General features: G+C 33.9%; 30 protein-coding genes. 8 read left to right on the forward strand and 22 right to left on the reverse strand.

Annotated elements, in window-relative coordinates:
- Nucleotides 1–16 precede the first annotated feature (16 nt).
- The gene (locus tag AC4BBX_RS02585) at nt 17–1,231 is read right to left on the reverse strand and encodes a GNAT family N-acetyltransferase (RefSeq protein WP_490454912.1); all 1,215 of its coding nucleotides are present in this window, start codon (nt 1,229–1,231) and stop codon (nt 17–19) included.
- Between the two features lie 206 nt (nt 1,232–1,437).
- Here AC4BBX_RS02585 and lepA point away from each other — a divergent pair, with 206 nt between their 5' ends.
- The 4 genes from lepA (at nt 1,438) to AC4BBX_RS02605 (ending at nt 5,450) form a co-directional block, all read left to right on the forward strand.
- Nucleotides 1,438–3,267: a translation elongation factor 4 gene (gene lepA, locus AC4BBX_RS02590; protein ID WP_490454913.1), complete on the forward strand. Its 1,830-nt coding sequence runs from the start codon at nt 1,438–1,440 to the stop codon at nt 3,265–3,267.
- Between the two features lie 192 nt (nt 3,268–3,459).
- Complete coding sequence (locus AC4BBX_RS02595) at nt 3,460–3,678, forward strand: hypothetical protein (RefSeq protein ID WP_490454914.1); 219 nt, start codon at nt 3,460–3,462, stop codon at nt 3,676–3,678.
- A gap of 84 nt (nt 3,679–3,762) precedes the next feature.
- Nucleotides 3,763–4,077 carry a hypothetical protein gene (locus tag AC4BBX_RS02600; RefSeq protein WP_490454915.1) on the forward strand — a complete coding sequence of 105 codons (315 nt, stop codon included), beginning with the start codon at nt 3,763–3,765 and terminating at the stop codon, nt 4,075–4,077.
- A 239-nt stretch (nt 4,078–4,316) separates the two neighbouring features.
- On the forward strand, nt 4,317–5,450 hold the full coding sequence (locus tag AC4BBX_RS02605; protein ID WP_490454916.1) for an AI-2E family transporter: 1,134 nt from the start codon (nt 4,317–4,319) through the stop codon (nt 5,448–5,450).
- A gap of 103 nt (nt 5,451–5,553) precedes the next feature.
- On the opposite strand, the gene AC4BBX_RS02610 is transcribed toward AC4BBX_RS02605, so the two are convergent.
- Together AC4BBX_RS02610 and clpB are read right to left on the reverse strand one after the other, a co-directional pair.
- Nucleotides 5,554–5,835, reverse strand: coding sequence for an amidohydrolase family protein (locus AC4BBX_RS02610; protein ID WP_490454917.1), 282 nt, complete (start codon nt 5,833–5,835; stop codon nt 5,554–5,556).
- 646 nt (nt 5,836–6,481) lie between these two features.
- The gene (gene clpB, locus AC4BBX_RS02615; RefSeq protein ID WP_490454918.1) at nt 6,482–9,088 is read right to left on the reverse strand and encodes an ATP-dependent chaperone ClpB; all 2,607 of its coding nucleotides are present in this window, start codon (nt 9,086–9,088) and stop codon (nt 6,482–6,484) included.
- Nucleotides 9,089–9,246: 158 nt separating this feature from the next.
- Between clpB and AC4BBX_RS02620 the strand changes: the two genes are divergently transcribed.
- A complete protein-coding gene (locus AC4BBX_RS02620) occupies nt 9,247–9,849 on the forward strand; it encodes a LysE family translocator (protein WP_490454919.1) in 603 nt (200 codons plus the stop codon).
- A 13-nt stretch (nt 9,850–9,862) separates the two neighbouring features.
- Here AC4BBX_RS02620 and AC4BBX_RS02625 read toward each other — a convergent pair whose 3' ends face one another.
- Nucleotides 9,863–10,732: a zf-HC2 domain-containing protein gene (locus AC4BBX_RS02625; RefSeq protein WP_490454920.1), complete on the reverse strand. Its 870-nt coding sequence runs from the start codon at nt 10,730–10,732 to the stop codon at nt 9,863–9,865.
- Nucleotides 10,729–11,214, reverse strand: a complete 486-nt coding sequence (locus AC4BBX_RS02630; protein WP_490454921.1) for an RNA polymerase sigma factor — start codon at nt 11,212–11,214, stop codon at nt 10,729–10,731. The genes AC4BBX_RS02625 and AC4BBX_RS02630 overlap by 4 nt, the downstream gene beginning before the upstream one ends.
- A gap of 230 nt (nt 11,215–11,444) precedes the next feature.
- On the opposite strand from AC4BBX_RS02630, the gene AC4BBX_RS02635 reads away from it, so the two are divergent.
- Nucleotides 11,445–11,630: a hypothetical protein gene (locus tag AC4BBX_RS02635; RefSeq protein ID WP_490454922.1), complete on the forward strand. Its 186-nt coding sequence runs from the start codon at nt 11,445–11,447 to the stop codon at nt 11,628–11,630.
- Between the two features lie 100 nt (nt 11,631–11,730).
- Here the strand turns inward: AC4BBX_RS02635 and AC4BBX_RS02640 are convergent, their stop codons facing one another.
- Complete coding sequence (locus AC4BBX_RS02640) at nt 11,731–12,672, reverse strand: hypothetical protein (protein ID WP_490454923.1); 942 nt, start codon at nt 12,670–12,672, stop codon at nt 11,731–11,733.
- Nucleotides 12,673–12,855: 183 nt separating this feature from the next.
- On the opposite strand from AC4BBX_RS02640, the gene AC4BBX_RS02645 reads away from it, so the two are divergent.
- Nucleotides 12,856–13,389: a glutathione peroxidase gene (locus AC4BBX_RS02645; protein WP_490454924.1), complete on the forward strand. Its 534-nt coding sequence runs from the start codon at nt 12,856–12,858 to the stop codon at nt 13,387–13,389.
- Nucleotides 13,390–13,441: 52 nt separating this feature from the next.
- Here AC4BBX_RS02645 and AC4BBX_RS02650 read toward each other — a convergent pair whose 3' ends face one another.
- The 4 genes from AC4BBX_RS02650 to AC4BBX_RS02665 form a co-directional block, all read right to left on the reverse strand.
- Nucleotides 13,442–13,936 carry a GNAT family N-acetyltransferase gene (locus AC4BBX_RS02650; RefSeq protein ID WP_490454925.1) on the reverse strand — a complete coding sequence of 165 codons (495 nt, stop codon included), beginning with the start codon at nt 13,934–13,936 and terminating at the stop codon, nt 13,442–13,444.
- Nucleotides 13,923–14,249, reverse strand: a complete 327-nt coding sequence (locus tag AC4BBX_RS02655; protein ID WP_490454926.1) for a MazG-like family protein — start codon at nt 14,247–14,249, stop codon at nt 13,923–13,925. Before AC4BBX_RS02655 ends, AC4BBX_RS02650 begins: the two co-directional genes overlap by 14 nt.
- A 16-nt stretch (nt 14,250–14,265) precedes the next feature.
- Nucleotides 14,266–14,754, reverse strand: coding sequence for a GNAT family N-acetyltransferase (locus AC4BBX_RS02660; protein WP_490454927.1), 489 nt, complete (start codon nt 14,752–14,754; stop codon nt 14,266–14,268).
- Nucleotides 14,755–14,837: 83 nt separating this feature from the next.
- A complete protein-coding gene (locus AC4BBX_RS02665) occupies nt 14,838–15,533 on the reverse strand; it encodes a helix-turn-helix domain-containing protein (RefSeq protein WP_490454928.1) in 696 nt (231 codons plus the stop codon).
- Between the two features lie 57 nt (nt 15,534–15,590).
- On the opposite strand from AC4BBX_RS02665, the gene AC4BBX_RS02670 reads away from it, so the two are divergent.
- Entirely contained in the window at nt 15,591–15,875 is a 285-nt protein-coding gene (locus AC4BBX_RS02670) for a LysR family transcriptional regulator substrate-binding protein (protein ID WP_490454929.1), read from the forward strand.
- A gap of 69 nt (nt 15,876–15,944) precedes the next feature.
- Here AC4BBX_RS02670 and AC4BBX_RS02675 read toward each other — a convergent pair whose 3' ends face one another.
- From AC4BBX_RS02675 to nrdR, 12 genes are all read right to left on the reverse strand, one after another.
- Nucleotides 15,945–16,469: an NUDIX hydrolase gene (locus tag AC4BBX_RS02675; protein WP_490454930.1), complete on the reverse strand. Its 525-nt coding sequence runs from the start codon at nt 16,467–16,469 to the stop codon at nt 15,945–15,947.
- 12 nt (nt 16,470–16,481) lie between these two features.
- Entirely contained in the window at nt 16,482–17,288 is an 807-nt protein-coding gene (locus tag AC4BBX_RS02680) for a CPBP family intramembrane glutamic endopeptidase (RefSeq protein ID WP_490454931.1), read from the reverse strand.
- Between the two features lie 89 nt (nt 17,289–17,377).
- Nucleotides 17,378–18,418: a lysylphosphatidylglycerol synthase transmembrane domain-containing protein gene (locus tag AC4BBX_RS02685; RefSeq protein WP_490454932.1), complete on the reverse strand. Its 1,041-nt coding sequence runs from the start codon at nt 18,416–18,418 to the stop codon at nt 17,378–17,380.
- Entirely contained in the window at nt 18,415–18,696 is a 282-nt protein-coding gene (locus tag AC4BBX_RS02690) for a DUF1294 domain-containing protein (RefSeq protein ID WP_490454933.1), read from the reverse strand. Before AC4BBX_RS02690 ends, AC4BBX_RS02685 begins: the two co-directional genes overlap by 4 nt.
- Before the next feature lie 31 nt (nt 18,697–18,727).
- Nucleotides 18,728–19,618, reverse strand: a complete 891-nt coding sequence (locus AC4BBX_RS02695) for a diacylglycerol/lipid kinase family protein (protein ID WP_490454934.1) — start codon at nt 19,616–19,618, stop codon at nt 18,728–18,730.
- Nucleotides 19,619–19,675: 57 nt separating this feature from the next.
- Nucleotides 19,676–20,905 carry a peptidase T gene (pepT, locus tag AC4BBX_RS02700; protein WP_490454935.1) on the reverse strand — a complete coding sequence of 410 codons (1,230 nt, stop codon included), beginning with the start codon at nt 20,903–20,905 and terminating at the stop codon, nt 19,676–19,678.
- 38 nt (nt 20,906–20,943) lie between these two features.
- A complete protein-coding gene (locus tag AC4BBX_RS02705; RefSeq protein WP_490454936.1) occupies nt 20,944–22,065 on the reverse strand; it encodes a Nif3-like dinuclear metal center hexameric protein in 1,122 nt (373 codons plus the stop codon).
- Nucleotides 22,062–22,760 (reverse strand): tRNA (adenine(22)-N(1))-methyltransferase, encoded by a 699-nt coding sequence (locus AC4BBX_RS02710; RefSeq protein WP_490454937.1) that lies wholly within the window; start codon nt 22,758–22,760, stop codon nt 22,062–22,064. The genes AC4BBX_RS02705 and AC4BBX_RS02710 overlap by 4 nt, the downstream gene beginning before the upstream one ends.
- A gap of 114 nt (nt 22,761–22,874) precedes the next feature.
- Nucleotides 22,875–23,105, reverse strand: coding sequence for a hypothetical protein (locus tag AC4BBX_RS02715; RefSeq protein WP_490454938.1), 231 nt, complete (start codon nt 23,103–23,105; stop codon nt 22,875–22,877).
- Between the two features lie 185 nt (nt 23,106–23,290).
- Nucleotides 23,291–24,217 (reverse strand): primosomal protein DnaI, encoded by a 927-nt coding sequence (gene dnaI, locus AC4BBX_RS02720; protein WP_490454939.1) that lies wholly within the window; start codon nt 24,215–24,217, stop codon nt 23,291–23,293.
- On the reverse strand, nt 24,217–25,599 hold the full coding sequence (locus AC4BBX_RS02725; protein ID WP_490454940.1) for a replication initiation and membrane attachment family protein: 1,383 nt from the start codon (nt 25,597–25,599) through the stop codon (nt 24,217–24,219). The genes dnaI and AC4BBX_RS02725 overlap by 1 nt, the downstream gene beginning before the upstream one ends.
- Before the next feature lie 34 nt (nt 25,600–25,633).
- Nucleotides 25,634–26,098 (reverse strand): transcriptional regulator NrdR, encoded by a 465-nt coding sequence (nrdR, locus tag AC4BBX_RS02730; RefSeq protein WP_490454941.1) that lies wholly within the window; start codon nt 26,096–26,098, stop codon nt 25,634–25,636.
- Nucleotides 26,099–26,185 lie beyond the last annotated feature (87 nt).

The following is a 26,185-nucleotide window of genomic DNA, read 5'->3' on the forward strand; positions in this document are numbered from 1 at the left end:
CCAAATAAATAGTTTTTTAAAAGTCATCACTAAAGTAAGCAGCCATATCAGGAATGATACGCTCTAAGATACGTAATGTCTCTTCATCTGTTTTCATTCGCTCAATTCGTGCTAGATAAGCCGCGCGACGATAATTCATCAATAGACAAGTTAATGTTTGAATATCTAAATAGACTGGATTACCTACAGCTTCTCTGGTTATCTCCAATTGATCATCTATCCAATTTAAACCAAAAATTCCTGTATTCCATTCAGCTATCGGGTCTTCTACTACAAAATGAAAAGCTTGATGGAAAGGTTTAAACGGAAAGTCTTTTAAAAATTTTTCTATATCCACAATTCGAGCCATAAAATATGGTTCAATCGTCTCTTTAATTTGGCTATCTTCCAATAAAAAAGCTAAGGATTCATTCTTATAAATATTTCCTTGTATCCAATACACCATAGAAAAATGTGCAGAAATAAAATTCCACAAGCCATTTCTTGCTTCTTGATTCAAGTAAAACATTTCTTTAATATGGAATACTTCTTCGGCTATCCAATAAAAAAGAACTCCTTTAGCTTCCCCATTTTGATCATAATAGATAGCGGCTGTTCGTTCCTCCTCATTTTCGTAACGCCAATATTCTTCCCAATTAAACTGTGAACGTTGCAAAGCACCATGGTTTTCTTTAGCAAATTGATTGTAGACTTTATAAACATCCTCATCATCTACATCTCGCCTCTCTACCATACCAGCTACCTCAACATTTTTTGGTAATTGGGTATCTCTAATTTTAAAGGTTAATTTATCCGACATGATTTCCCAACCTTTTCGACGATAATACGGAATACTATACGGATATAAGTAAGAAATCCATTGATGATTGTCTCGCATATTTTGTAAGGCTACGCGAATCAATTGACTCATCAAACCATGACCTGCATATTCAGGATATGTTCCAACACCTGTCACTCCACCCATTTTATATAAAGCTCCATGAATATTCACTTCACAAGGATAAATGGCAATTTGAGAGATTAACTGATCTTTATTAAACCAACCAAAGACTTTTGCAAGCTCTAAAATTGGTTTTTTCGATTTAATCATCTCTCGTTTATTTTCAAAACCACTTTCTTCAATATCTGATTCGGTCACTTGAAAAACGTAACTGAGTAGTTCATTAAATTGATTGACATCCTCCTCTTCAACCGATCGAATTACTAAATTTTGATGGAAAGTCTTTTCCATTATTTGACCTCATTCCTGTTTTTTTCTCGAATGTTATGCATTATTTCATATTTCACAACAAGTAAGAGTGATCTTCTACTCTCATTTTCTCTAGTATAGCAAAAACAAAATGATTTTGTTGATTTTAGGTGTGACAAAACTCTTTAATTCTATTGATTTCGTTGGTATAATATAAAAGTTGATTAAAAGAAATGAGGAATATATCCATGCACAATTTAGAAGAGATGAAAAAGCGTCAGGAAAAGATTCGTAACTTTTCCATTATCGCACATATTGACCACGGAAAGTCGACATTGGCTGACCGAATTTTAGAACAAACAAATACGGTAACTTCTCGTGAGATGCAAGCTCAATTACTAGATTCCATGGATCTTGAAAGAGAACGTGGTATCACTATCAAGTTAAACGCTGTTGAATTAAACTACAAGGCAAAAGATGGCGAAACTTATATTTTCCACTTGATTGACACTCCTGGACATGTCGATTTCACTTATGAAGTTTCTCGAAGCTTAGCTGCTTGTGAGGGCGCTGTTTTAGTAGTCGATGCAGCACAAGGGATTGAAGCTCAAACCTTAGCAAACGTTTATCTTGCGTTAGACAATGACTTAGAAATCATTCCAGTCATCAATAAAATTGACTTACCTGCTGCTGATCCAGAACGTGTCCGTACAGAAATTGAAGATGTCATTGGAATTGACGCTAGTGAAGCTGTTTTAGCCAGTGCAAAAGCTGGAATCGGAATTGAAGATATTCTAGAACAAGTCGTTGAATTGGTTCCTGAACCTCAAGGCAATTTAGATGCCCCTTTAAAAGCCTTGATTTTTGACTCAGTTTACGATGCTTACCGTGGGGTTGTTTTAAATATTCGTGTGATGGACGGTGTTGTACGGCCTGGCGATAAAATCAAATTAATGAGCAATGGGAAAACCTTTGATGTAACGGAAGTCGGTGTGTTCTCTCCAAAAGCTATTCAACGTGATTATTTAATGGTTGGTGATGTTGGTTACGTTACCGCTGCAATCAAAACTGTTCAAGATACACGAGTTGGTGATACTATCACTCTAGCTAATAATCCAGCTGAAGAAGCCTTAGAAGGTTATCGCCAAATGAATCCGATGGTTTATTGTGGTCTTTATCCAATCGACACTTCTCGTTACAATGATTTGCGAGAAGCACTAGAAAAATTACAATTGAACGATGCTGCCTTACAATTTGAGCCAGAAACTTCTCAAGCTTTAGGATTTGGTTTCCGTTGTGGATTTTTAGGACTCCTACACATGGATGTTATTCAAGAACGTTTAGAGCGTGAATTTAATTTAGAATTAATCACCACTGCCCCATCCGTAATTTATCATGTAAATAAAACTGATGGTTCATTAGTGGTTGTAGATAATCCAGCTGAATTTCCTGATCCAGTAACGATTACCAATGTAGAAGAACCATATGTAAAAGCACAAATTATGGTGCCTAACGAGTATGTTGGAGCAGTAATGGAATTAGCACAGCGTAAACGTGGTGACTTTGTTACGATGGATTATTTGGATGAGTTTCGCGTAAATGTCGTTTACGAAATTCCACTATCAGAAATTGTCTTTGATTTCTTTGATAAGTTAAAATCCAGTACCAAAGGTTATGCCTCTCTTGACTATGAGATGGCTGGCTACCGTACAAGCAATTTAGTGAAAATGGATATTCTGTTAAACGGTGAAAAAGTCGACGCGCTAAGTTTTATCGTCCATCGCTCCTTCTCTTTCGAACGTGGAAAGGCCATCGTCGAACGTCTGAAAAAATTAATCCCTCGTCAACAATTTGAAGTACCTGTCCAAGCAGCGATTGGTCAAAAAATTGTAGCTCGTTCAGATATTAAAGCTTTACGTAAAAACGTCTTAGCTAAATGTTACGGTGGAGATGTTTCTCGTAAACGTAAGTTGTTAGAGAAACAAAAAGAAGGTAAAAAACGTATGAAACAAATCGGTTCAGTTGAAGTTCCTCAAGACGCCTTCATGGCCGTTTTGAAAATGGACGACGATGCATAGTTGATATACCTAGAGGTCTAGCTAAATTGCTAGATCTTTTTTCTTTATCTTCCCCCAGTTTTCCCCCATTGAATCACTTTTCAGCGTACACTACATTCCCTATTTTAGATATTTAATTTTTTGTTCGCTTTACAAATCAAACGTATGTTCGTATTATAGATATATAGAAAAAAATAATATGGAGTGATTATTATGGAAAAATTGAATTCTTTTTTAGAAAATCTAGTCAGTGAGGAAACTTTTTGTTCTATCCAGAAAATGGATGTTTCTGATCAACAAGTAATGGAACTCTTTGGTTTAGCTACTCTTGCAGTTTTTCATCCTGATAGAGTTCAACTTGAACAAAAAATAAATACACAATTAGATGGCACCCAAGAAATGTGTTACATCATTCGAACCTCTCTGCAATGATAAATTTACAAGCTTATTATCTATAGGAAGAAGTGAGGATCGTATGAGTACGCTACGTCCCTATCAAGACCGAAAAAAATTAAAATGGCTAGGTTTTTATTTATCCGAACATACTGCACAACTATCTTCAAAAAAAGAAGAAATTTCATCATCCCTAAAGAACAACTCTCGGAAGAAGAAATTCAATCTATTTCGAATGAAGCAATTGTTAAAAATAATCAGCTAGGAATCCAACTGAATCAGAAAATCGATGACCGATATTTACCAGATATGATTGGTCATATAAAAGGACATAAAGCAAATGGTATCTATTTAGAAAATGAATTTATTTTCTTAGAAGACATCCGACATGTTGAAGTTATTTCCATTTTTAAACGGTCTGATTTAGACTCAAAATAAAAAACTAGACCGTTCTTTTGTTAAAATATGCTATTTATTTACAAATATAGAAGCTCTGTTGAAAGGTTCGTGACTGTTTTACCTCCCACTAAAGCACTCGGAATTTTGTTCTAGAAATTTTGTTAAAAAAGTAATAGTTTACACTCCGTAAGTTATGTAAACTTAAAATAATTGTTTCTATTTCCCTCATTATCGGATATGATTAATTAGTAACAAAATTTTTTATTGAGGTGTAGTAGTTGAAAAATATCAAAGTTGATTGGCCTTATTGGTTAACTCGTTTTATTTTTGTAATATCCATTATTTTGAGTTACAAGCTTATTTCCAATTACGAAGTCATTATTAATAGTTTCCGTAGTTTTTTAGGTGTACTCTCTCCTTTTATCCTTGGGTTTATTATTGCCTACCTTATGAACGGTGCACAAAAAAAGATAGAAGAACTTATTCAAAAATACACGCCACCCTTCTTTCGAAAAAGAAGTCGAGGATTTAGTGTATTAATTCTTTATCTGTTGGTAATTTACTTGGTTTTTCTTGCGTTAAACTATGTGGTTCCATTAATTATTGCCAATATCATTGATTTAATTTCAATGTTACCTACATTTTATAATTATTTACTGGACATTGTTGAAAATCTTGAACAAAGTGGTGTGATTGAGTTTCTTCGTATTGAAGAATTTTTAACCAACTTTACTGCTGATTACTCTCCAGACAGGGTTTTGACACAGTGGACCCAAGCACTAAGTTCAATTGGAGCAGTGACTATAAGTCTTTCTTCTTTTGTTGTTAACATCTTTTTATCTTTAATCATTTCCATCTACACACTATTGTTTAAAGATTCTATTTTAGAATTTGTAGCGAAGTCATTCAAACAAATCTTCTCAGAGCATTTGTTTGAAAACTCTCGTCGGTGGATTTCTACTACTAATACAATTTTTTATAAATTCATCAGTTCTCAATTTATTGATGCTTGTATTGTAGGTGTTGCCGCGACGATTATCTTAACCTTAATGAATGTACGTTTTTCTGTTACTTTGGGAATTTTATTAGGTATTTGTAATATGATTCCTTATTTTGGATCCATTTTTGCTTCTGTCGTAACTGCCATTATTAGTTTCTTTACTGGCGGTTTAAGTCACGCGGTTACTGTATTGGTTGCCTTAATTATCCTCCAACAAATTGATGGGAATATTATTGGTCCAAGAATTATGAGTGGCGCTCTAAATCTAAATCCAATTATCATTATTATATCTATTTCAGTTGGCGGAGCTTACTTCGGAATTATAGGAATGTTTTTAGCTGTTCCTATTGCCGCTATTCTAAAAATAATTGTTACGAATTGGTTAGACAGTCCTACCAAACTTCCTAAATAAAAGTTGGCTTGTTAAACAAGGCAATTAACAAAAAATAACTTAACGAGATAGAAATTTTTACTATCTCATTAAGTTATTTTTATTTGTCTCAAAAATCAATTTTTTAAATGTCATTTTTTCGTCGGTTTGCTTCTTCAATAAAGATGTCCATATGACCAAATAGTTCTTCTCTTAATTGCTTTGGATTTTGTTTTGTTAACTGTTTATTTTCAACTAAATGACAACCGTTTACCCAAACATCTGTAACATTATTAGCAGTAGATGAATACACCAAAGCTGAATATGGATCAAAAATTGGAAACATATTGACAGATTGTGTCTCTACTAAAGTTAGGTCTGCTTTTTTGCCAACTTCAATCGATCCTACTAGTTGATTTAAGTTCAATACTTCCGCACCACCATGGGTAGCCAAATGTATTTAAATTTTCTACAACATAAAATTTAAGTTTGATTGAAATTGCGGATACCATTCTACTAGTTTGGAGTTCCTAGTGCTACTTCGATTTAGAGTATTCAAATTTTTAAAAATCAAAAATTTGAGTCCTATTCTCTCCACGCATACCATCTCACTAGTTTAAAGTTCCTAGTAAATGAGACTGGGAAAGTATGAGTAGAACCTAATTTCTTTTAATATATTTAAATTTACAGTCATAAATATTTAAATTTTCTAAAAATTGAAATTTTAGTTCATTGAACTAGAATGATTATACGAGACATATTCTTAGCTTTCAATAAAAAGGATTGAATGGACAGAAAAAAGCTTGTTAAAGTTCATGTTTTACTAAATTTATTTTTTTAAATCAAATATATTGATCCCTTTTTAACTAACTCTCAACAACTAGTTAGCTCCATTTATAGTCTTAAATCGACACAGTGATGTGAGATTTTATATTTGTTTTTTCCTTATATTTATTCCTATGCTTCATTTCTAGAAATAAAAAAAGCCTATGACAGTTATCTGCCATAGACTTTTTTGAAGTAACGCTTTTTTTAACACTTAAATTTCCTTAGTGAAATTATCTACTATCGTCTTATTCATCTTCAATCGGTTCATTTTGAAAAACTAACTGATTATCCAATAAACTAATCATTACTTTTGTTTTTGGCATCACTCTGCCAGAAACAATTTCTTTTGCTAAAGGTGTTTCTACTTCTCTAGTGATAAATCGACGTAAAGGTCTCGCACCATACGCGGGTTCATAAGAATTTTCAGCAATCCAAGCTTTTGCTTCCTCATCAATCGATAAGTAAATTTCTTGACCGACTAAACGGGTAGACAATTGAACAATAATCTTGTCTACAATTCCTTTAACATCTTCCAAGCTTAAAGGCGTAAATAGAATGGTATCATCAATTCTATTTAAAAATTCTGGTTTAAAATGTCCTCGTAAAATACTTAATACTTGTTCTTCGGTAGCTTCAGGAATTTGTCCATCTGCTGTTACACCATCCAATAACACTTGAGAACCAATATTACTCGTCATAATCAGTACTGTATTTTTAAAATCCACTACTCGTCCTTTGGAATCTGTCAATCGACCATCGTCTAAAACTTGTAAAAGGATGTTAAATACATCTGCATGAGCTTTTTCAATTTCATCTAGCAAGATGATTGTATACGGATTACGACGAACAGCTTCTGTTAATTGTCCCCCTTCTTCATAACCTACATAACCTGGGGGAGCTCCGACTAGACGAGACACTGAATGTTTCTCCATGTATTCACTCATATCAATTCGCACCATATGATCTTCTGAATCAAATAGATTTTCAGCCAATGCTTTGGCTAGTTCTGTTTTACCGACACCTGTAGGCCCTAAGAATAAGAAAGAACCTAGTGGGCGATTTGGATCTTGTAAGCCAGCTCTTGAACGAATCACTGCATCACTGACTGCATTCACCGCTTCCTCTTGACCGATAACTCTTTGATGAAGTGTTTCATTAAGTTTCATCAATTTTTCTCGTTCACCCTCAACTAGTTTGGTCACAGGAATTCCAGTTAAGCGGCCGACAACCGTGGCAATTTCATTTTCAGTTACCGATTCTTGAACCATGCGTAACTGTTCTCCGGTATTTTTGCTTTCTAAAGTTTGTAATTCTTTTTCTAGTTGTGGAATTGTTCCATGACGAAGTACGGCAGCTCGTTCTAAATCATAATTATTTTCGGCATCCTCTAATTCATGTTTTGCCCGATCAATCTCGGCACGTTTGTTAGACACTTCATTGACTTCTTCTTTTTCTGTTTCCCATTGCATTTTCATCGCATTGGTTTCTTCTCGCAACTCAGCTAGTTCTTCTTGTAAAGAGGTCAAACGTTTTTTAGAAGCATCATCGGTTTCTTTTTTCAACGCAGCTTCTTCAATTTCTAACTGCATCAAACGACGAGTCACTTGATCTAATTCAGTTGGCATCGAATTCATTTCCACACGAATCGTTGCACAAGCTTCATCGACTAAATCAATCGCTTTATCCGGTAAAAAACGATCCGTAATGTAACGATCGGAAAGTGTCGCAGCTGCGACTAAGGCATTGTCATGAATATTCACGCTATGATGAATTTCAAAACGTTCTTTTAGACCACGTAAGATGGAGATCGTGTCTTCTACATTAGGTTCTTTAACTAAAACCTTTTGGAAGCGACGTTCTAAAGCTTTATCTTTTTCCATATATTGACGATATTCATCTAACGTCGTTGCTCCAATGGTATGCAACTCTCCACGAGCCAACATTGGTTTCAACAAGTTACCGGCATCCATACTACCTTCTGTTTTACCAGTACCTACAATATTATGAATTTCATCAATAAACAAAATAATTCGCCCATCAGATTTTTTGACTTCTTGTAAAACAGCTTTTAGACGTTCTTCAAATTCTCCTCTAAATTTTGCTCCTGCAATCAACGCACCCATATCTAAAGAAAAGATTGTTTTGTCTTTTAGATTTTCTGGCACATCTTTACGCACAATTCGTTGAGCTAGTCCTTCAACGATAGCAGTTTTACCAACACCCGGTTCACCAATTAATACGGGATTATTTTTAGTTTTACGAGATAAGATACGAATGACGTCTCGAATTTCTTCGTCACGTCCAATAATTGGATCCATATCACCATTTTTTACTTGTTGAACTAAATCAACTCCATATTTTTCTAATGCTTCGTATTGTTCTTCTTGGTTTTGTGAGGTCACACGTTCTCCCCCTCTCATATCTTCAATGTTTTGTTTTAGTTCCTTTTTAGTGATTCCTTGATTTGTTAAGTATTTTGTTAAACGATAATTTTTTAATTCCATTAAAGCTAACAAAACAATTTCCGTAGATAAAAATTCATCTTGAAATTGTTCACGAATTTTATCAGCTTCTGATAATAATCTAAATAAATTTTGGCTCATTGTTTGACCATATTGGACATTCCCACCCTCAATAGCTGGGTATTCATCCAAAGCCCGATCAACTTCTAATTCAAATGCTTCTACATTCAATCCTGCATCTGTATAAAAATTTCTTGCAAAATGATTTGGTTGTAAAAAGATTTTCCATAAATGAGCAATATCAATTTCTTGATGATGACGTGTCACGGCCACTTGTTGTGCTTCCGCAATTGCGCTTTGCAAAGTGGTTGTCATTTTTTCAATATTCATATTAATTCCTCCCATGGATTGATTAAGGATTTATTCCTTACAAACATAATTATACTCGATTGGTCAATATTGGTCAAAGAATAACTGCTGAAAATCAAACAAATTTTTATTGTAAAATAAATCAATCTTCTATACAATTTTAAAAAAGGAGGCATATTATGGTTAATTTTTCTCAATTCTTACTTTTAGTTTTTTTATTAGTTTTAGTTACTGGACCAGATTATGTAATTATCACTAAGAATGCAGTGACTGCTGGAAAATCTGCAGGCATCAAAACAATCCTAGGAACAAGTACAGCCTTATTGCTTCATACAAGTTTCGCTGTATTTGGCTTATCCGCGTTAATTATCAAATCTGCTTTTTTATACACGGGATTAAAATATCTTGGTGCTTTATATCTAATTTATTTAGGAATAAAATCGTTGTTCTCAAAAGTAGAACAAAAAACCTCAGTAGAAACAACTCAAAAAAATGTTTTTGTACAAGGTTTAATGACCAATGTTTTAAACCCTAAAGTTGCCGTATTTTTTCTGACATTTTTGCCTCAATTTGTTCAACATAATAATCAAAGCTGGTTGCCATTTGCTTTTCTAGGTTTGACTTATGTAGCCGTCACTTTTATGACCTATTCTGTCTATGTCATTTTCTTGACTAAATTGAAAAAATACTTGGAAAAAAGTACCGTTCAACAAGCTATTAATAAGATATCGGGACTTATTTTGGTTATTTTTGGCGTTCGTTTATTCATTGAAAAAACTTAAAAAATCACTCTTCCTATTTACTGGAAGAGTGATTTTTTTTATATGAAAGAAATAACAATAATCCAAATATTGGAAAACTAGTTAAGACAATCATTGATAAATCTCTAAAGGCACTGAAGGTTGACATATCCCAACCTTTGATTAATAAATGACTAAGAAAATAACTCACTGAAATCAACAGCAGATATTTTAAATAGTTGTTTTTTGTTAGCAAGAACAATATACATGAAATCAAGGATACTATGACAGAAATCCAGAAATAATAAGCTAAGAACAATCTTGGAAGAGTAAAACTGCCTCCACTTTTATTTTGATTCTCACCATAAATTAATCTATTTTCTCCAGAATCTCCTTGAATATAATATATTTGTGGGATATTTTCTCCACTTGTAGTAATCGCCACATTTTTCACTTTGTCTGTTGGAAATAGTTCATTCCAAGTTGTTTGCCAAGCCATTATTGTATAAACTTCTCCTGAATCCTCGTTAGATAATCGTTTGGTCACTTCATATCCTGCAATGGATTGATTAAATTCTACTAAGACACCATCTCTGTCATGAATAGTTACTAAATCTGTCTCATAAGGTAAATAGTTAGGTGTTGTTAAAAATGCAACCAGTCCCAGAGAAAAAATTAAAGAAATCAGCGAAAAAAGAACCGCTATCTGAGTATATCTTTTAGTCAATTGATTTTGAATTTTTCTTAAAGGTGTTATCGAGTTTTCTATAGGAACATTCATCTCAGTCGATATATCTTGAAACTCCATTTGACATTCCGGACATTTTTTTAGATGCTCTTCAATCAATTGTTTAGAATCTTGACTCAACATATCCTCTTTATACAAAGGCAATAAATCTCTTATCACATCACAAGTTACTTTCATTCTTTCCACTCCATTTCCTCTTTAATCTTTTTCCTAGCACGATAAAAGGTCACACACGCCCAATTAGCAGATTTACCGAATAAAGTACCAATGGCTTTAAAATCTAATTCCGCAAACATCCTTAAGCAAAAGACTTCCTGATAAGGTTCAGAAAGATGATAAATTTTTTGGTAGATTTCAGTTATTTTTTCGTCTAAAAGAATGTGTTTTTCGATATTGATGCCACTTGCTTTTTCAGGAATTTCATCAATATCTACCATTACTCGTTTTTTTCGAAAATAAGAAAAATAGGTATTTTTAGCAATTTGAAACAGCCACGTCCTAATCTCACTTTGACCATTAAATGAATCTAATGATTTCATCACCTTAAAAAAAGTTTCCGAAGTCAAGTCCTCAGCAAGATGTTTATCATGAGACAAGTGATACAAAAAATAATAAACTTCTTTAAAATAACGTTGATAAATTTCTTCTAATTCAGGCACTCTATCCCTCACCTCCTATTCATTAGACACTTTTTATTCAAAAATCTTACAAGATGGAATAATATTTTTTATTCTTAAACAATTATTTAGAAATTGAGTCTTTAGTATGAAGTTATTTTGGCAAGTCTAGCTTATGATCAACAATAACAATTTTTTTCTATTAAAGGAGTAGATCTATTATGTAAAATCAAGGATATTTTGTTTGGAAAAAAGAACATCAAAATTATCTAATGACTGATTTGAATTTTCAAGTCTTAAATCCAAATACTCCATTAAAAGTTTCAACTATTGCTAAGGAACAACCCTCAATGATTCTTCAAGCAATTTGGTGTCAAAAAACTGGTTTTATTAATCGCAATATCGGACAATCCGAATCCATGGACCAACAAATTGCCGAAGAAATTGATGTTTGGTAAAAAAAAAGGGAAGAGTGTAATATCAATGAAGCGACCCCAAAAAGTTAGACAAAAAATCTAACTTTCGGGGGTCACTTGAAAAAGAAGGACACTTTTATTCTTAGTTCATTTTATAACTCTCCGCTTGTGTCTTACGATCACGGAGAAAAGTTATTACAGTTGGAATGGCGCCCACTGCAGTAAAGAGATAGACTAAGCCTAAATCCATATAAAATTGATTGCTCTCAATAAATCCTTCTTCTAAGAAAAATGTGAAATAACGGAAAGTTTCAAAATAGCCAATATCTCCCCAATAATTAGCTAAACTAATTGACCAGTCTAAACGAACACCTACATAAACCATTACAACCATAATCATACAGCTAATAATCATTCCTAAATTACTGACTTTTTTTCCAAGCATTTCATAACCTTTTAATGTCGCAATGGATAAAATCAGACCAGAAATAGCTGCAACGTAACCTAGTTGTCCGATAAGAATAATTGCTAGTACCCCCACTATAGATCCGAGAATCGCACCAACGATGCCAGCTGGTAGATTTTCTTTTTTCTGAACTTCACCCTGTTGATGAGTAAACATTGCGTCTGAGTATGCTTTAAAGCACTCGTCACAGCAAATAACTGGAATTCCTCCTACATTGTACGTGCCAATATTCTCTTCCGTTCCACAATCCTGACAACAGTTTGTAAAGCGATAATCTTCTAAAAATTGTGTAACTAAATCCAATACCTCTTCCAATTTTTCAATACTCTTATTGGCAGTCATTCCTGTTTTTACATTGTAAAAAACTTGGTAGCCTTGAATATTACAATTTGTAATTGCTTTCGATTCTTTCACCACTTGTTTCAATAATTCTGCTTCAGGATGTTGCCCATTTTGTTTCAATGAGAACTTCAATGTAAATACTAAGCTATCATTCACTGAGTTTAAACAAAACTGATAACCTCTCAGAGTACCAAAGATTGTACCCGTTGACTGATCCAAGGACAGTCGCAAACCATCCGCAATTTTATTTAATGTTTTTAAATGATTTTTATTCATTTTTTATCCCCCGCTCACTTTTTCAATCAACAGATATGCTGATATCAAAATAGTAATTGAGTAGCGTTTTTCTGTCAAATAAAGTGAGTAGTTTTAATTATAAAGCGTATGGTTCGCTTAACTTCACTTCTTAAAGTATCATTTAATTAATTAAGAAAAATTCTATTGTTTAGGAGGAGCAAAATGCCATCAATCTACGATTATTCAATCAAAAAACAAAATGGTACGAATCAACAACTGTCTGACTTTAAGGGTAAAGTGTTATTAATTGTAAATACTGCAACCAAATGTGGTTTTACTCAACAATATGAAGGATTAGAAGATTTATATGAGCAATTTTCTGCAGATGGTTTTGAAATTTTAGACTTTCCTTGTAATCAATTTAAGGAGCAAGCCCCTGGTTCAGACCAAGAAATTAATGAATTCTGTCAATTGAATTACGGAACTTCTTTTTCTAGATTTGCTAAAATTGACGTCAATGGTCCCAATGCTAGTTCTTTATACCAGTGGTTAAGAAAAGAAAAACCACAAGATGAAGGAAAAAATGCCCAAGATTTTGCGAGTAAAATTCGAAGCCCGTCAGAAAATACAGAAGACAATGCCATTCTTTGGAACTTTACTAAATTTTTGGTGGATGCCGAGGGTAATGTACTTCACCGTTATTCGCCAACTGTTACTCCTGATGAAATTAAAACAGATATTTTAGAACTTATTTAATCAAAAATACCCTCTTACGAAAAAAAATGAGTTAGCGCAAGAGGGGACTTTTTTAATTGAAAGAGATTTTTAATAAGATTTCTTTGATTATTTTTCCACTAATTTCAATTTCTTTTTCTTCCACAAATTGTACGCCGAATTTCCGATAAAATTCAAGTGTTGGATTATCAGATATGACCTCGATGAATACTTCCGAGTGTGTATTACGAAGATGGTTAATTCCTTCAAAAAATAATTCCTTACCAAGTTTTAGTCCTTGGTACTCTTGAAGCAAGTAAATAGAAGCCAAATATGCACTATTAGGAGCAGGATACTCTCTGAATTCCGTAGATGAGAAACCAACAATTTTTCCTTCTACTTCTGCCACAAATACTTTTGCGGATTCGTGAGTTAGGTAATATTTCCACATTTTTTCCCGATTTTCAACACTCAATTCATCTAGATATTGTTGATCGATAATTCCTTGATACGTTTCTTGCCAGCTTTTCACATGAACCTTTGCAATAGCTAAACACTCTGAAAAGACGGCTTCTCTAATCTTTTTCATTCTTTTCCCTCACTTCATCAATACGTTTGGCATAACCATTCTCAGTGCTTTGATATTTTCGCTCCTGATTAATTTTGATTTTTTCTTGAATTTCTTCACCTAAGTCGATATGTAATATTTCGGCAAGCCCTAACAAATATATCGCCACATCGGCAAGTTCTTCTCCGATATTCTCATTCTTTTTATAAGCATCAAAAGCTTCCGCGATTTCTCCATATAATAATAAAAATTCTTTTTCTATATTTGTTGTATTAAATCCATGACTTTGTTTATTTTGAAAAATTTCTTCTTGCCATTGTTTTAAGTGTGTCATACTTTATCCCTTTTTTTTAAAACTCTTTTACCAAATTAAACCAGATTTCATTGGCGTGTTGTGATGTTGAAATTCCTTCATTTTGGTAGCCGTTTTGTTCATAAAATGGTATTAGGTCTTCTAAACAAGTCAGGGTGATTCCTTGGCGATGATTTTTTTGAGAAAGTTTCTCTAATTGTTTAAGCAATTGGCTTGCAAGTCCTTGATTACGATAGTCTGAAGCCACAACTAAGCTTAAAATTGATTGATACCCTCCAGATTTTGGATTTGGAACGGTTTCTTCAAATAATTCATCATACAAATACCTTTCTGAAATAACGGGTCCTACAACATAACCCAGAATTTTTTCTTTTGATTCTACAAGAATAAAACTATCAGCTATTTTTTGAATTCTCTCTGTCATTGCTTCTCTAGTCGCGGCTTCATCTATCGAAAAGCCCTGATTCTCAATAGCCATAATTTGATCTAAGTCATTTAGGTTTGGTGAGCGAAACATCCTCTTCATTTAACTACCTCCTTTGATTCTTTGATTTTATCATACTACAAAAAATACCAATCAAGAAAGTTTTTCTCAATTGGTAGCTTTAGTTATTTTGTTGGCTGAAACTTTTGAAGTATATTTGTTAAATCATCGGAAGCTAAAAAAGGAATAAAATCAGGAATGTCTTCTAAGTTTAATGACTTACAATCAATTAGAATATCTAACATTTGTTTAATTTTCACTGAAGTAAGAAAAGGACTTAATGCTAAAATATCTGTCGTAGCGATAGATGATCGATTCAAAATACCGGGTTTAAACAATGCATCTATTTCTTCTCTTTTCAAAAATGGAGCAAGAGCAATCCAATCTTGAATAGTTAACCTCTCTGAAATTGCTTCAAGCTTCTCAACAATAAGACTCGTATCAACAAATGGAGCTAATTTAACTAAGGCGTTGGCAGAGAATACAAACTGTTCGACAATTTTTGTTAGTTTTTTAGGTTTTACGAGAGCTGCTGCATCAATAATAAATGCCTCATCCAGTACTTCCGTGCCCGTTTCTTGAATCATTCGGACATTTTCAGCTGTATAACTACTGTTCAATAACTCGTCTAAAGAGATCTTCAAAATATGTGATAAATCACATAACTTTTCAATATCTGGCATCGACTGTCCTCTTTCCCAATTACTGACAGCTTGATAACTCACATTTAACAGATCGGCTAACTCCACCTGTGTCAGATTATTGACTTTTCTTGAATCCGAAATTTTTTTACTAATATGTTCCTGATTAAAAGTAACCATAAAACTCCCTCCTTTTATAGTTTAACTTTGACAAAAAAATTCTTTGCTTTTGGTGAAATGACTAAACAATTCTGTTATGAGGCAGGTTTTAGTCCAGATATCGCTTTTGAACTTGAAAGCTTTGATTTTATCATCAAATTAGTCAATGTAGAATTTGGTGTAACCCTTGTATCTCATTCATGGCAATTAATCAATAATCTTCAATTACCTCCGCTTATAACGATCGATTCACCAAAATGTCAACGAACGATTTGGCTGTCTTGGGTCAAAAAAAGATATCAAACTAAAACTACTTTAGCATTTAAAGAATTTGTTCAAAACTATTTTCTTAATGAATATTAAAAACAGTGACCTGAATAAAGTCTGTTTCAGTAGATAGACTTTATTCAGGTCACTGTTTTGACAAGTAATTTAAGAAAGAAATAATTCCGATTCTCCAAAAATTTCTAATAAGGCTTCATGCATAATCACTCGGTCTCTCTGCATTAAAAATTGTTGTTGTTCTGTCTGAGAAACTTGTTCCATTAGTAATTGCATTCCCGAAAAAAATGGATACCATTTGATACTTAATCCGTCCACCTTTTCATGAAAGTCCAATAACTGCTTCTCTTTCTCTTTTCTAACTTCTGCTAAAAATATATAATTAATCTGTTTGTATTTTTGTTTATGCCGTAATTCAACAACCGTTTTTAACTGACTAATGATATCACAAGCATAACCTGTTTCTTCTTTGACTTCTCTTAAAAAAGCTTCTGCTGGGCTTTCATCGATATCCATCTCACCACCAGGTAACGAAAAGAGCTGATATCTTTTAAAATTTTCAATCAAAATCTCCTTTGATTGATTAAGAACAATCCCTCTGACTTTAAATCTTACTTCATCAAAGTTAACTTCTGTTTCTACTTGAAATTTATCACTAATTATAATCTGATTCATTTAATCCCTCGCTTAAAATTTGATAATTCCCATCAGCATTAAAATAGGAAAGATAATCGTTGGCAATGTAGAAATGAGATTTACAAGAAAGTGTGCTACTACCACCGGAAATAGTCTCTTTTGGAAATGAACAATTATACCCGAACCAATTCCCCATGAAGTAAAGGCAAAAAAGTAAATAATTGCCCCATAAAAACTGCTTGCAAAGAAAATATGCTGTAAACCAAAGACAACGGATGATAAAACAATCGTCAGTGAAATCGAAAGCTTTTTCGATAAACGTGTCTGCACATATCCGCGAAAAATCAGTTCCTCTGTAGGTGCATTAATCGGTGCAAATGTTATGACAGTTATCACTCCCAAAATCAGCAGGATAATTGGTTTCAGAACAATTTCATTTTCTGGATTGTAAAAGATTGTTTCAAAAGCTTGGAACATTTGATTTCCAAACAAAAACCATGCACTGAGCATAATCGTAGCAATAAATGGTATAAATAATACAAATTGCCAACCAATTCCTCGCAAAAGTTCCATAAACAATTTATTTTTTCGAGGTTTTAAAATGTCCGTCAATGATTCACCTTCTGATTTCAACATTCTTTTAACAACGGTTAGACAAATCAGATTGACAGGAAATAAGCTGATAGTCGCATAGAGCATTCCTGGTGGAAATTTAACTGTGTCATTAACCAGTAGTTTTAAGAACAACCACGTAATGATTGAAAAAATAAAGATTAAAGCAATTCTTAACGCTAAAAGGAATAGTGCTCTGTTAACTAGCTGTTTGTCCGAGTGTTCAGTTCTATTCGGATTTTTCATAAAAATCCTTCTCTCTTTTTTAAAGTAAATTATGACACAAATAGTATATTCCAAAATATTTTCATTCCATCAAAAAAATCAGTAATTTCTTACTGGCTCAATTCTTTCTCTGTTTTTAATTCTTCTAACTCATTAGAAATAACTCGTTTTCTTTCGATCATAAATTGAACAAATCCAAGGATAAATGGTAATAGATAGGATGCAAACCGATACAACAATAATGATGATACGGCATCTACAGTTCCTACAACTGGAGTGAAAAGGTACAAATAAACAAATTCAAAAGCCCCTATTCCTGCCGGTGAAGGAATCACACCTGATAATACCAAAGTAAAACTAACTAAAGAAAAAATCAATAAGAAATCAATCTCATTTTGACCATCCATCAAACAAATAAAAGGAATAATATACCACAATGCAAGTTTAATCATACTAAGTAAATAAACTCTTATAAGCGCTGTTCGATCTTGCAAGACGGTTGACACTGTTTCTCTTAATGAATAGATTTGTAAATTAACTCTATCAATTACCTCACGAAATTTAGCTTTTTTAAAAAGTCGATTGCAGATAATGATAAAAATAACTTGTAGATTGGTACTAAGTGATATGACTAAAAAGAACAGGATAATAGCTAGGGTCATCAGCATCCCTAGTAGAATAAATGGAATACTATTTGGTGCATGGGTGTAAATTAAAGAAAATTGTAAAATAAAAGCAATAATTCCGTAGGTCAATATAGCCGCTTTATGCATAATCATATGCAGTGAAGTCACACCCATTCCCTGTGAAACTTTCAGATCTTTTCGATTGTAAAAATTAACTTCTGAAACTAAGGTTCCTGCTCCAAAAGTGATGACACGGTAAAAAGCAACATACCAAGTAGTCAATACCCCATCAAAAATGCGAAACTTTCTAGAAAAACTGCTCACAATTTCCTTAATTGACCAACCGTCAAAAAATAAGTTTGCCAATCCCAAAAGGATAATGGCCAGCAAAATCAATGGATTGGTTGTAGTCAATTCTTGAAGAATTTCTGCTAAAGAATTTTGAACTAAGTATATTATAATCGCAAAAGCGGCTAATAAAATAACAATATTTATAATAAATTTTGTTCTTTTCTGTGTATTCATATATAACTCCTGACTAAAGCTAATAAACCAATACTAAAAAGAATACCCATCAAAAAACAAACTAAAAACTTTTTCTTACGTGTTTTATGATGAAATACTTGTCTAGCAATTAAGCCACCTAAACCACCTCCAACAATTCCCATAAATAGTAAATTCGCTTCTGGAATACGGCTTCTTTTTTTTATCGCTTGTCTCTTATCATAGCCCATTAAAGCAAACACATAAATATTAATCACAAGTACATAAATTAATGCTGCATGGCCGACTGCTTCTGACATGTTTTTCCTCCAATCCTTTAAACTAATACAATTACGGAATAATCATCTGAATACGTTGTTGAATCACTTCTAGTTTAACTGGTAAATCATCTGTTGGATCTCCGTCCGTTCTAGTTGCAATCTTTTTCTCTATTGTTAAAGACTTAATTAGTGCTTTTTTTGCAGAAAAATGAACGACATTATGCACCTTAACATAATCTTGTCTCGAAAGTCGAGGAATATTTCGAATAAATTTCCAACGACGTAATTTAGGAATAATCGTGAAGTGCATTAAACCATCATCCACTGCGGCTAATGGATCAAAGTTTGTAAATCCACCCACAGAGTTTGTCATATTAATAGTAAGCAAATGCATTTCTCCTTCCCAATTTTCTGTATCCGTTTGTACAGAAACTGGATAGGTTCTTTGCTTAAATAGCAATCGGAAAAAACGCCGCATAAACGCAAATGGTCCAAACTTTTGTTTCTCTTCCTGTGTGACTTTTGATGCAGTATCCGCTAAAATTCCTACTGTCATTGTTGAAATCATTACCTCATCATTTAATGTGGCGAAGTCAATCTGACGGGTATTTTCAGTAAAAATAGTGGCTGAGGCTTGTTCTTGATTTAAAGGAATTTCCAAGACTCTGGCTAGATTGTTCACTGTACCTCCAGGAATTAGTCCTACTTTCAGATGAGGGAGTTGCTCTTTAAACATTCGAATTACATGATGAACCGTTCCATCACCACCAATAATCACCAACGTATCAATTTTTGCAGCTTCTGCTTTTTCACGAATATTATCTTCATTTACATCCGCATTGGTTACTTGTAAGACAATTTTTTCTACGCCTTTTTCAATTGCTAATCGTTGGAATCTCTCTGCAATTTCCCTACCTTCGTTTTTTCCTGAAGTGTCATTATAAATTACCATGATTCTCATCGTAATCACCCCTAAAAAAAGATAGTAAAGTTCCATTAGACTTTACTATCTTTTAGACTATTTTGCAACTAACTCAGCGATTTTAACAATGACTGCTGTTGCTTTTTCCATAGATTGAACAGACACATACTCAAAGCGTCCATGCATGTTTTCACCACCGGCAAAAATGTTCGGAGTCGGAATGCCCATAAAGGAAATTTTTGATCCATCAGTTCCTCCACGAACAGGTTCAATCATCGGTTCAATGCCAACTTCTTTCATTGCCTCAGCAGCAACATCAATAATGCTCATATCTTTTTCAATGATTTCTTTCATATTGTAGTATTGATCATACATATGAATCGCTACACGTTCTTGGTCAAAAGCTTGATTCATTTTATCTTGGACTTCCGTAATCAACGCTTTACGACTTTCAAATTTTTCACGATCATGGTCACGAATGATGTACACCAATTTTGCTTCTTCTGTCGTTCCATTCAAGGCCATTAAGTGGAAGAAGCCTTCATAACCATCTGTTTTTTCAGGAACTTCATCAGCAGGTAATTGATTATGAAAATCAATCGCTAGTTGTAAGGCATTAATCATCGTATTTTTAGCCGTTCCTGGATGAACGTTTTTTCCGTAAATCGTAATCTCTGCTTGAGCAGCGTTAAAGGTTTCGTAAGTTAATTCACCCATTGGACCTCCATCCATAGTATAAGCAAATTGCACATCAAAGTCTGCTACGTCAAACTTATCTGCACCTACGCCAATTTCTTCATCAGGACCGAAAGCAACTTTCACTTCACCATGTTTAATTTCAGGGTTAGCCAGTAAAATTTCCATCGCTGTCATAATTTCAGCAATCCCTGACTTGTCATCCGCACCTAATAAAGTGGAACCATCAGTTGTTACTAAAGTTTCATTTGTATAATTTTTTAAGTTAGGAAAATCATTGACTGTTAATACATATTTTCCTGCTTTGTCCAAAGGAATATCCGATTCACCATCGTAATTTTCGACAATTTGAGGATTAACATTCACAGCATTAAAATCAGCAGTGTCCATATGAGCAATAAAGCCAATCGCTGGAACTTCTTTGTCTGTATTCGCTGGTAAAGTTCCAATAACAAAACCATTTTCTTCGTTATAATGAACATTTGATAGACCTAGCTCTTCTAATTCAGCTTTTAAAGTTTGGGCAAAATCAACTTGCGTTTGTGTAGACGGTGTTGTTTTGCTTTCTGGATTTGAACGTGTTTCTGTTTTAACATAGCGTAAAAAACGAGGCAATAAATTTTCGTACATATTTTTCTCTCCTTAGTAATTTTCATTTAGACAAGAACTCATCTAAATTGAAAAGGGTTGGTATTTGTTTCTGATGGAATAATATCGATATCCCAGTCGGCTTCTTTTTTCCATTCATTCATTTTTTCAACAAATTTGGGAATACAGACTACTTCAATGTTATGCCCCGGATCAATAACTGTCAATCCATTGGTTTGCATATCATGAGCTGTATGATAGTATACATCTCCTGTAATATAGACATCCGCCTCTGCTTTTAAAGCCTCGGGATAGAAATCCCCACCAGATCCTCCACAAATGGCCACAGTTTGAACCATTTCTTTTGAATGAGTGGCTTCAATTAATCGTAGGCCATCAATTTGAAAGGTATCCTTCACTTTTTGAGTAAATGCTTCAATGGTAACCGGTACAGATAATTTTCCTACACGACCGATTCCGTAGGTTTTCGGAGGATTGTCTAATTTGATCAGATCAAAAGCAGGTTCTTCATATGGATGAACTTGATACATCGCTGATAGCAACTGATTTTCAAGTGTTTCTGGATAAATGACTTCAATTCTTTCTTCCAAAACCTCTTCTGCTTTGCCGACTGCACCAATCGTTGGATTTGCTTTCTCAGTCGGCGTAAAACGACCAGTCCCTTTCATCGAATAACTTGTATGATGATAATTCCCTTGATTTCCTCCACCTGTATCACCTAAACTCTGACGCATCTTATCAGCATCGAATTCTGGTACATAAGTGACTAGCTTTTTAAAGCCAATCTCATGGGTCAGTTTTAAATAACCTGTAACTTCTACTTCCAACATTTCACAAAACCAATCATTTAAGCCATCTTCAATAATATCCATATTGGTATGCGCTGCATAAACAGAAATATTATTTCGTAATAAGTCAATGTACATTTTTGTCTGCAAATCATCTTCTGTTAATCGACTGATGGGACGAAAAATTGGTGGATGTTTGGCAATAAGTAAATCAACTTTTTTATCAATCGCTTCTTGAACAACTTCTGGACGAACGTCTAACGTCATCATCACACGCTGAATTTCTCGATCAAGGGTTCCAATGTGTAAGCCACATGGATCTCCTTCTTCTGCCAGCCACAAAGGACAATATTCTTCAAAGCGACGAATAAATTCTTTTCCTGAAATACTCATCCTAACATCTCCTCAATCCACGCAACTTGTGTTTTCATTTCTTGAATTTTTTCTTTTGGTTTTTCTTCGGCTTTCTCCAATTCTTGTAAAACACGTAGGCGGGCTTTTAATTCTCGTTGCCATTTTTTTCGAAAAATTTCATCAGGATTTTTCATTAAGATCGGACCAAAAAACAATTCTTGTTCACTATACGTTTTTCCATAATTTTTTTCAGCTACGATAATTTCGTAAATTTTATTGTTTTCTTCTAAAATTTCTTCTTGAATCATTTGATAATCATTTTCAACTAGCCACTCTCGCAAAGTTTTTTCACCAATATTTGGTTGTAAAATTAATCTCTCATCCCCATTAATTCGATTATTTGATACACCTTTTTCTAAAATCGAACGGATAAGTGTTCCACCCATTCCGGCAATCGTAATAGCATTAATTTCGTCGTCAAGTTGAACTGCATCTAATCCATCTGCTAAACGTACATCAATTCGATCAGACAACGAACTTTTACGTACTTGTTTCTTGGCAGATTGATAAGGCCCTTCAACGACTTCTCCGGCAATTGCATAAGAAATTTTATCTTGAAGCATCAACGCCACTGGTAAATACGCATGATCTGAGCCAATATCAGCTAATCGGGCATTTTTTGGCACATGAGCTCCCACTCTAGCTAATCGTTTAGACAAATCTTGTTCATTCATTGTTAACCCTCGTTCCTACTCTTTGTTTAAAGTATAAATTTTAGTTTAAATTTCCGTAATATCACACGAAAAATTCTCTTAGCATGATTTGGTCATGGGTAAGAGAATTTTAATCTATTGAACCAATTCGACAGACTTAATAGAATTTCCAGCTAGTTGAGGTGGAATAGACATCGTCATCACAGGTATTCCCGTAAGTACAACTTCCACTTCTTTGCCATTTTTCCAATCATTTAAGTCAATATGTTCAGTGTCAATAGTCATACCAACACCCATATCTTGAAAGTTATTAACAATTCCTTCTGGATCTTCAATCGCCTTAATTTCTTCCAGAAAAATAAGCATGTCCTTTTCATTTGTTTCTGGATCAAACTGTAATGTTCCTCTAAAAACTGTCTGACTTTCACTTTCTAAATCTGTCGTCTCACTTATGTTCTCACTGGATTGGGAACCATTAGTATTTGGTGCAGCACAAGAAGTTAATAAGAAACAGCAATTGTTAATATTAGATATTTTTCATAGGATTCTCCTTATGAATTACGTCTATTTTTTCCAGTCATTTGAACTTCTTTGGTCAAGTAACGGATTCTTTCCATAATTCGTTTAGCTTTTAGAGGTTCCTCTTCACCTCTTTGAGTAATGGACAAGTGTTCTTCCAGCTCCAACATCGTAAAGTTAGAAGTAAAGAATGTGGGAAGTTGTTCTTGCATACGATATTGTAAAATGACACCAAATACTTCATCACGAATCCAACTACTCATTGAATCTGCACCAATATCATCCAACATTAGTACAGGGGCTTTTTTTATTACTTCAATTTTTTCATTGACCTGATTTTTACCGATTGCTTGTTTCATGTCTACAGCAAAAGTAGGGAAATGTAATAGCGTCGTCGAATGTCCAGCTTCTGCCAAATAACGAGCAATTGCTCCTAATAGATAGGTCTTACCAATTCCAAAACTCCCCACTAAGTACAAGCCTTTATGGAATTGTTTTGGATTGTCCAAATATTCTTCAAGAAAGTCCATTGCCGCTACTAAGGCTTCCCCTCTACCTGGTGTTTGATCATAGGTGGCGATTCTAGCATCCTGAATATCTTTAGGCATATTCAAAGCTTGAATTCTGCCACGAATTTCTTCCTGCTGTCTTCTTACAAGTAACTCTTCTGTCGGCACATAGGTCACATCCACTGAATGATAGTTTAATATCAATTGTGGTTCATACCCTGGAGCAATCATTGATGGATCGTTTATTTCGAATTTTCGTTTTTCTTGAACATATTCATACATCTTTGCATAACTTCTTTCGATGTCTTGTTGCGTCAATTGATCTTTATGCTCATCCAAAAAGTTCTTTACTTCGGAATTTTCCATTACCTCGGTAATCATCTCTTCAAATCTTGCACGATAATTTTTGCGGTTTAATAATTGGTTTAAATCTTTGCCAATCTCTTTCACTAGCTATCACCTTCTTTACGTTGTAAAAATTTTTGTAGTCTTTGATTAATTTCAGCTTGTTTCTCTACATCCTCGATTTCTTCCATTGGGTTTTCTACCCAATCAGGAAGTTTTTCTTTCCTAACTGGTTTCCGATAATTCCCTTGATTATTCGTTCGTTGAGGTTTTGTTTGACGAGTTTTAGCTTCTTTCACTAACTGACGAACATGCTGAATAGCAGCCTCTGGACTTTGAATGCCTAATTCAGACCAATCCGTCGCAATTTTATTAACAAAATTAGACTGCAAGGAACTATTTTTTTGAACCACAAGAACATAATGCATTAACACATTGATGACACTATTTGGTAAAGGACTTTTTTCAACTAAAGATCTCAATAGCCATTGTTCAGAGTCAGTAACAAAGCTGTGCTTTTCTTGCTTGATAGCTTGTAAGAAGTCCGTTGGTGCAGTCGTTTCACTCATATCAATCAATTCAATATCTGCTTCTGTGAATCCTGTTTGACGAAGGGTATTAAAGCGTCTTATTTTAGCATCACCAGACAAAGTGATAGCTTCTTTTTTCACTGATGTTCCTTGGCGTCTCTGAATGAGACTAGCCAACTGGCGTTGATCCACCATCCCATCATTTAGTGAAACAACTTCTGCCATTAAATTCACTAAAGTTAGTTCATCAAATCCATATAAATTAGCATATAAGGTTAACTGTCTTTTGAATTCAAAGGTAAAGTTTTCGGCAATAATATATTTTTTATGAGCAATATCTAATAAGAATTTCCAATCCAATTTATCGTCTAAAGTAATAGAAGGCTGCGATTGTTGCTGATAACTTTGAGAGATTCCCTCGAGTTTCTCTTGTTTTTTAAGAAACGCCTCTTGATCCAATCCTCCATAAATATCACTGAAAGTTGCTGTGATTTCTTGATACTCTGATACATCTATTTTTTTAGGTTTAAAACGCTCCACTAATTGGTTAAATTTACGTTCTCCTACTTGATTCCAGAGCAAATAACTGTACATCTCATCTTTGATAAAGGCTTGTGGATGTAGTGGTTCTTCTAGCTGATATAAAAACATCCGATCAAACTCTGGATCTTCTTTCATAAAAACAGATAATAAACCAACAGCTTCTAATTTTTTTCGAGCTTCCAGAAAATCAGGCAAACCAACATTCAGTGCATTTAAAATATCAATGTGCACAAATTCGTTTTCCTGTCGATCTCCTTGATCTCCTAACAAGGTATAATAAAGGGCCAACGCATTTTGTCCAATGATTGGTTGATACAAGTAAAGTAACCCATCATTTCCCTCTTCGGTTATAGGAAGACATTTAAATACTTGATAAATATGATTTGGTTTAACTTCTTCCCATGCTGACTTCACGATAGCCCTCCTTCTTTTTAATTTACATGATATCTTAATTTGTTTTCGCTTTATCAACGATGTCTTGTAATTCTTTCAAGAATACTGACATGTCTTTAAATTGACGATAGACACTCGCAAATCGAATATAGGCAATTTCATCTAAATTGACTAATTCTTCCATCACATATTCACCTATTGCCGTGGAAGAAACTTCATTTTCACCTAATTCACGAATCTTTGCTTCTACATGATCCACTATTTGCTCCATCTGTTCCATTGCTACTGGACGTTTCTCTGCGGAACGAATCAAGCCACGTAATACTTTTTCACGATTAAATTCTTCTCTCGCACCATTTTTCTTAATTATTAACAGAGGTGTTTCTTCTAGTCTTTCAAAAGTTGTGAATCGGAATCCACAATTTTCGCACTCTCTTCTGCGTCGAATCGCGCGACCATCATCCGCTTGTCGACTATCAATAACACGAGAATTATTATGATGACATTTTGGGCAATGCATAATTCCACCTCATTTATCTTGATTTATTTTGAATTTTTTAGTTTAAAATTAAATTTACCTTCTTATATTATAACACGTTTCTCTTAT

Source organism: Enterococcus sp. AMC1157, from assembly GCF_058216555.1.

Coding starts and splice junctions, on each gene's coding strand:
- AC4BBX_RS02635 (WP_490454922.1), top strand. CDS start 11,445: ATGACTGATTTGAATTTTCAAGTCTTAAATCCAAATACTCCATTAAAA.
- AC4BBX_RS02680 (WP_490454931.1), bottom strand. CDS start 17,288: ATGAAAAATCCGAATAGAACTGAACACTCGGACAAACAGCTAGTTAAC.
- AC4BBX_RS02685 (WP_490454932.1), bottom strand. CDS start 18,418: ATGAATACACAGAAAAGAACAAAATTTATTATAAATATTGTTATTTTA.
- AC4BBX_RS02670 (WP_490454929.1), top strand. CDS start 15,591: ATGACTAAACAATTCTGTTATGAGGCAGGTTTTAGTCCAGATATCGCT.
- clpB (WP_490454918.1), bottom strand. CDS start 9,088: ATGAATATTGAAAAAATGACAACCACTTTGCAAAGCGCAATTGCGGAA.
- AC4BBX_RS02655 (WP_490454926.1), bottom strand. CDS start 14,249: ATGACACACTTAAAACAATGGCAAGAAGAAATTTTTCAAAATAAACAA.
- AC4BBX_RS02620 (WP_490454919.1), top strand. CDS start 9,247: ATGGTTAATTTTTCTCAATTCTTACTTTTAGTTTTTTTATTAGTTTTA.
- lepA (WP_490454913.1), top strand. CDS start 1,438: ATGCACAATTTAGAAGAGATGAAAAAGCGTCAGGAAAAGATTCGTAAC.
- AC4BBX_RS02675 (WP_490454930.1), bottom strand. CDS start 16,469: ATGAATCAGATTATAATTAGTGATAAATTTCAAGTAGAAACAGAAGTT.
- AC4BBX_RS02710 (WP_490454937.1), bottom strand. CDS start 22,760: ATGAATGAACAAGATTTGTCTAAACGATTAGCTAGAGTGGGAGCTCAT.
- AC4BBX_RS02695 (WP_490454934.1), bottom strand. CDS start 19,618: ATGAGAATCATGGTAATTTATAATGACACTTCAGGAAAAAACGAAGGT.
- AC4BBX_RS02705 (WP_490454936.1), bottom strand. CDS start 22,065: ATGAGTATTTCAGGAAAAGAATTTATTCGTCGCTTTGAAGAATATTGT.
- AC4BBX_RS02665 (WP_490454928.1), bottom strand. CDS start 15,533: ATGGTTACTTTTAATCAGGAACATATTAGTAAAAAAATTTCGGATTCA.
- AC4BBX_RS02640 (WP_490454923.1), bottom strand. CDS start 12,672: ATGAATAAAAATCATTTAAAAACATTAAATAAAATTGCGGATGGTTTG.
- AC4BBX_RS02600 (WP_490454915.1), top strand. CDS start 3,763: ATGGCTAGGTTTTTATTTATCCGAACATACTGCACAACTATCTTCAAA.
- AC4BBX_RS02650 (WP_490454925.1), bottom strand. CDS start 13,936: ATGAAAAAGATTAGAGAAGCCGTCTTTTCAGAGTGTTTAGCTATTGCA.
- AC4BBX_RS02690 (WP_490454933.1), bottom strand. CDS start 18,696: ATGTCAGAAGCAGTCGGCCATGCAGCATTAATTTATGTACTTGTGATT.
- nrdR (WP_490454941.1), bottom strand. CDS start 26,098: ATGCATTGCCCAAAATGTCATCATAATAATTCTCGTGTTATTGATAGT.
- AC4BBX_RS02645 (WP_490454924.1), top strand. CDS start 12,856: ATGCCATCAATCTACGATTATTCAATCAAAAAACAAAATGGTACGAAT.
- AC4BBX_RS02660 (WP_490454927.1), bottom strand. CDS start 14,754: ATGAAGAGGATGTTTCGCTCACCAAACCTAAATGACTTAGATCAAATT.
- pepT (WP_490454935.1), bottom strand. CDS start 20,905: ATGTACGAAAATTTATTGCCTCGTTTTTTACGCTATGTTAAAACAGAA.
- AC4BBX_RS02715 (WP_490454938.1), bottom strand. CDS start 23,105: ATGCTTATTTTTCTGGAAGAAATTAAGGCGATTGAAGATCCAGAAGGA.
- AC4BBX_RS02585 (WP_490454912.1), bottom strand. CDS start 1,231: ATGGAAAAGACTTTCCATCAAAATTTAGTAATTCGATCGGTTGAAGAG.
- AC4BBX_RS02595 (WP_490454914.1), top strand. CDS start 3,460: ATGGAAAAATTGAATTCTTTTTTAGAAAATCTAGTCAGTGAGGAAACT.
- AC4BBX_RS02625 (WP_490454920.1), bottom strand. CDS start 10,732: ATGAAAGTAACTTGTGATGTGATAAGAGATTTATTGCCTTTGTATAAA.